The 9833-nt window shown below is 58.5% G+C and carries 7 protein-coding genes; all 7 read left to right on the forward strand.

The annotated features are described in order from the left end of the window. Positions 1-186 precede the first annotated feature (186 nt). Positions 187-1119, forward strand: coding sequence for a D-alanine--D-alanine ligase (locus B3187_RS07220; RefSeq protein WP_286805460.1), 933 nt, complete (start codon positions 187-189; stop codon positions 1117-1119). Beyond that, entirely contained in the window at positions 1116-1934 is an 819-nt protein-coding gene (locus tag B3187_RS07225) for a cell division protein FtsQ/DivIB (protein WP_286805420.1), read from the forward strand. Before B3187_RS07220 ends, B3187_RS07225 begins: the two co-directional genes overlap by 4 nt. A 34-nt stretch (positions 1935-1968) precedes the next feature. Continuing rightward, positions 1969-3204: a cell division protein FtsA gene (gene ftsA / locus B3187_RS07230; protein WP_024460821.1), complete on the forward strand. Its 1236-nt coding sequence runs from the start codon at positions 1969-1971 to the stop codon at positions 3202-3204. A 65-nt stretch (positions 3205-3269) separates the two neighbouring features. Beyond that, complete coding sequence (ftsZ, locus tag B3187_RS07235) at positions 3270-4442, forward strand: cell division protein FtsZ (RefSeq protein WP_024460820.1); 1173 nt, start codon at positions 3270-3272, stop codon at positions 4440-4442. Positions 4443-4839: 397 nt separating this feature from the next. Further along, positions 4840-5751: a UDP-3-O-acyl-N-acetylglucosamine deacetylase gene (lpxC, locus tag B3187_RS07240; RefSeq protein WP_123637917.1), complete on the forward strand. Its 912-nt coding sequence runs from the start codon at positions 4840-4842 to the stop codon at positions 5749-5751. Positions 5752-6102: 351 nt separating this feature from the next. After that, a complete protein-coding gene (locus tag B3187_RS07245) occupies positions 6103-7041 on the forward strand; it encodes a M23 family metallopeptidase (RefSeq protein WP_286805423.1) in 939 nt (312 codons plus the stop codon). 107 nt (positions 7042-7148) lie between these two features. Next, positions 7149-9833 (forward strand): preprotein translocase subunit SecA (gene secA / locus B3187_RS07250; RefSeq protein WP_286805425.1); only part of this gene is annotated, 2685 nt, incomplete at its 3' end.

A 9833-nucleotide genomic window follows, 5' to 3' on the forward strand; every position in this document is an offset into this window, starting at 1 on the left:
GAGCCGATATTTGTCGAGTCGGTGGATGATGTGCCCGATGTGATTCGGGATATCGTCAAGCCGGGCGATATTGTGATTACTCAGGGTGCCGGTAACGTCGGCGCTCTGGCAGGTGAACTCGCCCAGCGCAAGTTGCGCTAGGCCCTTGAGGTATTGATCGAAGTGAACACAGAAGCAAACAACACAATGTCCGCTGCCTCCGCCGGGTTCAATCCGGGTCGGGTGGGCGTGTTGTACGGCGGAACCTCGGCCGAGCGGGAAATTTCCCTGCAGACCGGGGCCGCGGTGTTGGACGCATTGCGCCAGTCCGGTGTGGACGCGGTGGGGATTGATATCGGAGCGGATGCCATTGCCCAGTTACAGGCCACGCCCATGGACGTGGCGTTTATCGCCCTGCACGGCCCCGGCGGTGAAGACGGTCGCATTCAGGGGGTGCTCGAGTATATGGGCATTCCCTACACCGGCAGCGATGTGTCAGCCTCGGCATTGGCGATGGACAAGCTGCGCAGTAAACAACTGTGGGCGGGTATTGGTTTGTCCACACCCGAGTTTGCCGTGGTCAATGCGGACAGCGATTGGGATCAGATTCTGAAAAATCTCGGTGGTGACGCCATTGTGAAGCCGGCCCACGAGGGTTCCAGCATTGGTATGGCCCGGGTGCAGAGTGGTGCCGAATTGGCCCAGGCCTATCGGGATGCGGCGCATTACGACGGCAGCGTGTTGGTTGAACGCCTGATTACCGGCAGTGAATACACGGTGGCCATTCTCGACGGTGAGGCACTGCCTCCCATCAAGCTGGAAACGGACCACCGCTTTTACGATTACGACGCCAAATACTTGGCCGACGACACCCGTTACCTGTGCCCCTGCGGCCTGGATGCAGAGCGCGAGCAGGGGCTCAAGGCGCTCGCCTTGCAGGCATTCAACAGCCTCGGTTGTCGGGGCTGGGGCCGGGTGGATGTGATGGCCGACCACCTGGGTAACTTCTATTTACTGGAAGTGAACACCGTGCCGGGCATGACCAGCCACAGTCTGGTGCCGATGGCGGCACAGGCCGCCGGCTTGAGTTTCGCCGAGCTGGTGGTGCGGATTGTGCGAGCCTGCCAGACGGAGTCATGAAGTCCGGTTCGGTAAAACGGATTCCCGGGCAGGGCAGAGTGACGCCGCGCGGCGCCACCCGCAAAAGCCAACCCCGAAAGGACTGGGGGGCCATGCTCAGGGGAGGGCGCCGATGGATTGGCCCGGTGTTACTGGTGGGTGTATTGATCGGCGCGGGAGGCTGGTTGATCGAGCCGATCAGCGGATGGTTGAACCGGCCGGTCGCCGAAGTGAGTGTCGAGGGAACGTTTCGCTACCTGAGCCGTAAGCGGATCGAAACGTTACTGAGTGATCAACTGGGGGAAGGATTCTTGCAGCTGGATCTCGCGGCGATAAAGGAGGCACTGGAAGCGGAGCCCTGGGTGGCCCAGGCCGCATTGACAAGGCGTTGGCCGGATCTGCTGCACGTGAAAATTATTGAGGAGGAGCCGATTGCCCGTTGGGGTGAGATCGGGTTCCTGGATCGCGGCGGAGATATCATTGCCGTTGACGATCAATCGGCACTGGCGCATTTGCCCCTGCTGGCCGGATCGGATGCGGATGCCGTGGCGATGATGGAGCGTTACCAGGATCTGGCGCAGATGCTGCGTCATCGGGGGCTGAGTATTCAGTCGCTGAGAAGTGATCGGAAAAATGCCTGGCGCCTGACACTGAGCGATGGAGTTGCCCTGGTGATCGGACGGGATCAGGTGCTGGAGAAGATGCAGCGGTTCGCCACGGTCTATGACCGGCAGTTGAGCGAGCGCTGGGACGACATAGAGCAGGTAGATTTACGCTATCACAACGGGGTGGCGGTCGCCTGGAAAGCACAACAGGAAGAAGCAGAAACGCAATGATGGAAAACTGTGACATGCAAAAGAGGTTCGCATAATGGCCCATGTAGCTGACAGCAAGATGATTGTCGGTCTGGATATCGGTACATCCAAAGTCGTCGCTATAGTCGGTGCCATTACTCCCGAGGGCGAATTGGAAGTGGTGGGGATCGGCTCACACCGCTCCAGCGGACTCAAGAAGGGTGTGGTGGTGAATATCGAATCGACCGTGCAGTCCATTCAACGGGCGATCGAGGAGGCGGAGCTGATGGCCGGCTGCCAGATTCACTCGGTCTACGCCGGTATTGCCGGCAGCCATATCCGCAGCCTGAACTCCCACGGCATCGTGGCGATCAAGGACCGGGAAGTGTACCCCCAGGATCTGGAGCGGGTGATTGATGCCGCCCAGGCCGTGGCCATTCCGGCGGACCAGAAAATCCTGCACATTCTTCCGCAGGAATTTCTGATCGACGATCAGGAGGGTGTCAAAGAGCCGCTGGGCATGTCCGGTGTTCGTCTGGAGGCGAAGGTTCACCTGGTCACCTGTGCGGTAAATGCGGCGCAGAACATAGAGAAATGCATTCGGCGCTGTGGGCTGGAAGTGGAAGACATCATTCTCGAGCAGCTCGCCTCAAGCTTTTCGGTGCTGACCGAAGATGAAAAAGAGCTGGGTGTCTGCGTGGTGGATATCGGTGGCGGCACGACCGATATTGCGGTGTTCAAGGAGGGGGCCATTCGTCACACCGGCGTGATTCCCATCGCCGGTGATCAGGTGACCAATGACATCGCCATGGCGTTCCGTACCCCGACGCCCCACGCGGAAGAAATCAAAATCAAATACGCCTGCGCCCTGGCGAAGCTGACCGGTCCCGATGAAACCATCAAGGTGCCGAGCGTGGGCGATCGCGAGCCGCGGGATCTGTCCCGCCAGGCCTTGGCCGAAGTGGTTGAACCGCGCTACGACGAGCTGTTTACGCTGGTGCAGGCGGAGCTTCGGCGCAGTGGCTTTGAAGATCTGATTGCCGCCGGCATCGTGCTGACCGGGGGCACCGCGAAAATGGAGGGTGTGGTTGAACTGGCAGAAGAAATTTTCCACATGCCGGTGCGCCTGGGTGCGCCCCAGAACACTCGCGGTCTCAAAGATATTGTCAACAACCCCATTTATTCAACCGGCGTGGGCTTACTGCAATACGCCATCAAGCAACAGCAAGAGGGGAGGGCCATCACGCATGTCCGAGACAACGACGACTCCTGGTTCGGTCGCTTGAAAAAACTGTTTCAAAGTCATTTTTAAATTACCGTTTGCTCATTTTGTTACTTCAATAATTTTTAATTTGGTAAAGGAAAAGGGGAAATACTATGTTCGAGCTCGTAGACAACATCCCGCAAAATGCCGTGATTAAAGTCATTGGTGTCGGTGGTGGCGGTGGCAACGCCGTCAAGCACATGATCGACAGCAACATCGAGGGCGTGGAGTTCATCTGCGCCAATACCGACGCACAGGCGCTCAAGGACATCGACTCGCGCACCGTACTGCAACTGGGTCACAGCATGACCAAGGGCCTGGGTGCGGGCGCCAACCCCGAAGTGGGCCGTCAGGCCGCCATGGAAGACCGTGAGCGCATCGCCGAAGTACTGCGCGGCGCCGACATGGTGTTCATCGCTGCCGGTATGGGCGGCGGCACCGGTACCGGTGGGGCGCCGATCGTGGCCGAAGTGGCCCGCGATCTGGGCATCCTGACCGTGGCGGTGGTCACCAAGCCGTTCCCCTTCGAAGGTCGCAAGCGCATGGTCGTCGCCGACGCCGGCATCAAGGAGCTGCAGGAGCGGGTGGACTCACTGATCACCATCCCGAACGAAAAACTGCTCTCGGTGCTGGGTAAGTCCACCAGCCTGCTGGATGCGTTCAAGGCCGCCAACAACGTCCTGCTCGGCGCGGTACAGGGTATTGCCGACCTGATCATCCGTCCGGGCATGATCAACGTCGACTTCGCCGACGTGCGCACGGTGATGTCCGAAATGGGCATGGCGATGATGGGCACTGGCCACGCAACCGGTGAGAACCGGGCCCGCGAGGCGGCTGAGGCGGCCATTCGCAGTCCGCTGCTGGAAGACGTCAACCTTCAGGGCGCGCGCGGTATTCTGGTGAATATCACCGCCGGTATCGACCTGTCGTTGGGCGAGTACTCTGAGGTGGGCAATACCATCGAAGAGTTCGCCTCCTCCGATGCCACCGTGGTGGTCGGTACCGTGATCGATCCCGAAATGTCCGACGAGCTGCGGGTCACCGTCGTGGCCACGGGCCTGGGCGTCCCCGCAAAGGAAGAAAAGCCCGCCGGTAAAACCAAGGTGGTGGTAGACAATACCCGCCGCAAAAACACCGGTGAAGTGGACTACAGCAGTTACGAGCGCCCCACGGTCATGCGCCAGAACGCTCAGGCCACCGGGCAGGCCACGGCGACCGCACCGGCAACCGAGAAAGAACTGGAGTATCTGGACATTCCGGCTTTCCTGCGCCGTCAGGCGGATTGAGAGGTCTGAATTGCTCTCTGGAATATTGGTCGGAAAGAGTCAATAGTCTGAGGCAATGGAAGGGGTTGTGAACTTTGTATAGAACCTTTGCCCTGGTTGTTGTCATAGTTCACGCCCGTTGCAACCGGCGAGCCGGGTCGAGTTCAGGCCCGCACGCCGGTTGGGCGGAGAACGGTCAGGATCTGAGAGGTTGAAACGTGATCTGTGTCACGGATTGCCGCGCTAGAGGGTCCGCAAACCGTAAAAAGAGGTAAATGTCACCAAAATGGTGCATGTTCAGCGCTATTTCAGTAGTGACTGAAATGAAAAATTGTTACAATTGCGTCCTTTTTACAACTCGGCAGCAGCGCCTCACAAGGGGGCTTATGCCACAGCCAAAGGTGGGCTACTCAGGGTAATGATCAGACAACGCACGCTCAAAAATGCCATCCGGGCCACCGGTGTTGGCTTGCACACCGGTCAGAAAGTATATCTGACCCTTCTGCCGGCACCTGCGGATGCCGGAATCGTGTTCCGCCGGGTCGATCTGGATCCGGTCGTTGAGATCGAAGCCAAAGCCGAAAACGTCGGCGATACCACGCTGTCCACGACCCTGGTCAAGGGCGATGTGCGGGTATCTACCGTTGAGCACCTGCTTTCCGCTATGGCCGGACTCGGCATTGATAATGCCATCGTTGAGGTCAGCGCGCCAGAAGTGCCTATTATGGACGGTAGCGCCGGGCCCTTTGTGTTCCTGATTCAGTCCGCTGGTATTCAGGAGCAGGCGGCGGCCAAGAAGTTTATCCGGATCAAGAAGCCGGTAACGGTTGAAGAAGGCGACAAGGTGGCGAGTTTCCTGCCCTTCGATGGCTTCAAGGTCACCTTTTCCATTGACTTCAACCACCCGGTGTTTGAGGGGCGCAACTTGCAGACGTCCGTGGACTTCTCCAGCACCTCATTTGTGAAGGAAGTCAGCCGCGCTCGAACCTTTGGCTTTATGCACGAGATCGAGTACCTGCGCTCCAAAGGTCTGGCGAAAGGTGGTAGCGTCGACAACGCTATTGTCGTGGACGACTACCGGATTCTGAACGAAGACGGTCTGCGTTACGAGGATGAGTTCGTCAAGCACAAGGTGCTCGACGCCATTGGCGACCTGTACTTGCTGGGTAACAGCCTGATTGGCGAGTTCCGGGCCCACAAGTCAGGTCACGGCCTGAATAACAAGTCCCTGCGTCAGCTCATTGCCCAGCGCGATGCCTGGGAAGTGGTGACATTTGAAGACGAAAGCACCGCGCCGATCTCTTACATGAAGCCGCTGTTGGCGGTGTAAATCGGCGGGAAACGCTCGCGAATCCCGATTCGCCCGAAAGGCCGCGCTGGTGACAGCGCGGCCTTTTCATTCCGGGTACACCAGCTCCAAATAGCCGAAAAGTTGGTAATTCAGGGCTTTATATGCCATATTTGGCGATTGATTCCGGGCTCAGCGCTTCGTCTTGATTCGCTGAGATGCCCCAAATAACATAACACGTTGAAATTCATGGATTTTTCTTTGGTTGACGATGCTGTTTAGTGCCGACAGCTATAAGTGAACCAAAATTAGACGGATTTGATATAGATAATCGGCATAAAATGCCGATTAGTACTGTGCAATCCGGACACAAAAACGGGTAATATCCGCTTCATGAAGATCATTATTGTCAGTAAACAGCACGGCCAGACGCGCAGCATCTCCTTGGGTGGCTGGACGCGTGCACTGCTGTCCATCTGCCTGCTGGGGATGCCGGTCACGGCGGCCGGGGTGTTGGGTGCGCAGTGGCTGAGCTCGCTCAATGGCAATAGTGATGTCTTTACCGCCGAGTCCCGGCGGGCGTGGGAAGCCACCCTGGCCGAGCAGCAGGCGCAAGTGGAAGAAACCCGCGAGCATGCCCGGTCCCAAGTGGCCGCGTTGACACTGAGGGTTGCCGAGCTACAGGCCCGTCTGATGCGTCTGGATGCGTTGGGTGAGCACCTGACCAGCCTCGCCAACCTGGATGAAGGTGAGTTTGACTTCAGTCAGCCGCCCGCCCTGGGTGGCCCGGAAACCGCCACCATCGGTGATCCCTACACCCCCCCCGATTTCATCAGCGTGATCGATCAGCTGTCCAATCAGATCGAGAACCGCGAACAGCAGCTCGCCACCCTGGATGCCCTGCTGGCCAAGCGCAAGTTGCAGGACGACATCTTTATCGCCGGTCGCCCGATCAAGAAAGGCTGGATGTCCTCGCGCTTTGGCCGTCGCACCGACCCATTCACCGGTCAGGTGGCGTGGCACGGTGGCGTGGATTTTGCCGGTAAAGACGGCTCCGAAATCATCTCGGTGGCCGCCGGTGTGGTTACCTGGTCGCAAGATCGCCATGGCTACGGCCAGATGGTGGAAATCAATCATGGCGGCGGTTTTACCACGCGCTATGCGCACAACAAAGAAAACCTGGTCAAAGTCGGTGATGTGGTCAAAAAAGGCCAGGTCATCGCTCTGATGGGCTCCAGCGGCCGCTCTACCGGCCCACACGTGCACTTCGAGGTGTACAAAAACGGTCGTGCGGTGGATCCGGCGACTTATATCCATCGCGCCAGCCGTTAATTTCCCTCCCTCCCGCTTGCTTTCGCAAGCCACATTCGGTTTACTCGTCGGTTTTCCGACGAGGTGACAGTCGTTCACCCGCAAATTGCTCAAGTACGGTAATAACAATGATCGGTAAATTAGTGAAGTCCCTGTTCGGCTCGAAGAACGAGCGCGAATTGAAGCGTATGCGCAAAACAGTCGCCAAAATCAACGAGATGGAAGGCGAGCTGGAAGCGCTCAGTGATGAGGCCCTGGCGGCCAAGACAACGGAATTCAAACAACGCTTTGAGCAGGGGGAAACCCTGGATCAACTGCTGCCGGAAGCGTTCGCGGTGGTTCGCGAGGCCAGTAAGCGGGCGTTGGGTCTGCGTCACTTCGACGTTCAGATGATCGGGGGGATGGCCCTGCACCAGGGCAAGATTTCCGAAATGCGTACCGGTGAGGGTAAAACCCTGGTCTCCACCTTACCCTGTTACCTGCACGCCCTGACCGGCCGTGGCGTCCACGTGGTCACGGTGAACGATTACCTGGCATCCCGAGACGCCGCCTGGATGGGCAAGGTCTACCAGAAGCTGGGCATGACCGTGGGCGTCATCCGCTCCATGCAGCCCTCCGCCGACAAGCGCGACGCTTACGCGGCGGATATAACCTACGGCACCAACAACGAGTTCGGCTTTGATTATCTGCGCGATAACATGGCCCTCAGTCTGAAGGATAAAGTCCAGCGGCCGCTCAACTTCGCCGTGGTGGACGAAGTGGATTCGATCCTGATTGACGAGGCGCGTACCCCGCTCATCATCTCCGGTGCGGCAGAGAACAGCTCCGAGCTGTATATGCGCATGTGCAAGCTGATTCAGAACCTGAATCCGGTGCCGGAAGAGGGTGAGGATGGCGATTACACGGTCGATGAAAAAAGCCGCCAGGTTGAGTTGACCGAGCAGGGACACCAGAAAGTGGAAGACCTGCTGTCCCGTTCCGGACTGTTGCCGGAGGGAGAGAGCCTCTATGCCGCGAACAATCTGGGGCTGCTGCACCACGTCAACTCCGCCCTGCGCGCTCGTGCGCTGTTCCATCGGGATGTGGAATACATCGTACAGAACAATCAGGTGGTGCTTATCGATGAGCACACCGGGCGCACCATGGCGGGTCGCCGGCTGTCCGAAGGCCTGCACCAGGCCATCGAGGCCAAAGAGGGCGTGCCGATCCAGAGCGAGAGCCAGACGCTGGCCTCGACCACCTTCCAGAATTACTTCCGCCTGTATCCCACACTGTCCGGTATGACCGGTACGGCCGATACCGAGGCGTTTGAATTTCGGGAGATTTACGGTCTGGACGTGGTGGTGATTCCCACCAACAAGCCCAAGCAGCGCATTGACCTAAATGATCTGGTGTATCTCACGGTCGAGGAAAAGTACGACGCAATTGTTGAAGACATCAAAAAATACCAAGCGCAGAAGGCCCCGATTCTGGTCGGCACCGCATCCATCGAGACGTCGGAAGAAATGTCCAGCCGCTTGAAAAAAGCGGGCATAGACCACCAAGTGCTCAACGCCAAGTACCACGAGCAGGAAGCGGAAATCATCGCTCAGGCCGGCCGACCGGGCGCGGTAACCATTGCCACCAACATGGCCGGTCGGGGTACCGACATCGTACTCGGCGGCAACTGGGAAGCCGAAGTCGCCAAGCTGGACAACCCCACCGATGCCCAGATCGAGCAGATCAAAAGCGAGTGGAAAAAGCGTCACGAGCAGGTGATTGAGGCCGGTGGTCTGCATATCATCGGTACCGAACGTCACGAATCGCGCCGCATCGACAATCAGTTGCGCGGCCGGGCCGGTCGTCAGGGGGACCCGGGGGTCACCCGTTTCTACCTGTCGATGGAAGACAGCCTGATGCGGATTTTCGCTTCAGACCGCATTCGGGGCTTCATGCAGGCCCTGGGTATGGAGAAGGGCGAAGCGATCGAGCACCGTATGGTGAACAACGCTATCGAAAAGGCTCAGCGCAAGGTGGAAGGGCGCAACTTCGACATCCGCAAACAGTTGTTGGAGTTTGATAACGTCGCCAATGACCAGCGGCAGGTGGTGTATCAGCAGCGCAACGAGCTGCTCGAAGCCGAAACGATCACCGACACCATCAACTCGGTGCGCTTTGATGTGGTCGATGAGATCATCAGCGAACACATTCCGCCCCAGAGTCTGGAAGAACAGTGGGATGTGACGGGTCTGGAGAAGCGTCTGGAGCAGGAGTTCGGGCTGCGGCTGCCGCTGGCCAAGTGGCTGGATGAGGACGATCAGTTACACGAGGAAAAGCTGCGCGAAAAACTCCAGACGGAAGTGCAGGGTGCCTACGACGCCAAGTGTGCGCGTATCGGGCCGGTGATGACCGAGATCGAAAAGCAGGTGATGTTGCAGGTACTGGACAATGCCTGGAAAGAGCAATTGGCCAACATGGATCACTTGCGTCAGGGCATTAACCTGCGCTCCTATGCTCAGAAGAACCCCAAACAGGAATACAAGCGCGAAGCGTTTTATCTGTTCCAGGGCATGCTGGATAAAGTGAAGCATGAAGTGATTCACCTGCTGGCCCGTGTGGAGCCGGTGACCCGGGAGCAGATGGAGGAGATGGAGCGCAAGCGGCGCGAAGAGCGCGAACGTCAGAAGATGCAGCTGCAGCACGACGAGGTGTCGGCCCTGAGCGGTGGTCGCCAACAGGCGGCGGAGCAGCCGGCGGGCGAGGGCGAGCCTGGCGGCCAGCCGTTCGTGCGCGACGGACGCAAAGTGGGCCGCAACGATCCGTGCCCCTGCGGT

The sequence above is a fragment of the Marinimicrobium sp. UBA4209 genome (assembly GCF_002381585.1).
Taxonomy (GTDB): domain Bacteria; phylum Pseudomonadota; class Gammaproteobacteria; order Pseudomonadales; family Cellvibrionaceae; genus Marinimicrobium; species Marinimicrobium koreense.

Bases quoted from the DNA above. Each gene is read 5' to 3' on its own strand.
- B3187_RS07220 (WP_286805460.1), top strand. From the start codon at position 187: ATGTCCGCTGCCTCCGCCGGGTTCAATCCGGGTCGGGTGGGCGTGTTG.
- B3187_RS07225 (WP_286805420.1), top strand. From the start codon at position 1,116: ATGAAGTCCGGTTCGGTAAAACGGATTCCCGGGCAGGGCAGAGTGACG.
- ftsA (WP_024460821.1), top strand. From the start codon at position 1,969: ATGGCCCATGTAGCTGACAGCAAGATGATTGTCGGTCTGGATATCGGT.
- ftsZ (WP_024460820.1), top strand. From the start codon at position 3,270: ATGTTCGAGCTCGTAGACAACATCCCGCAAAATGCCGTGATTAAAGTC.
- lpxC (WP_123637917.1), top strand. From the start codon at position 4,840: ATGATCAGACAACGCACGCTCAAAAATGCCATCCGGGCCACCGGTGTT.
- B3187_RS07245 (WP_286805423.1), top strand. From the start codon at position 6,103: ATGAAGATCATTATTGTCAGTAAACAGCACGGCCAGACGCGCAGCATC.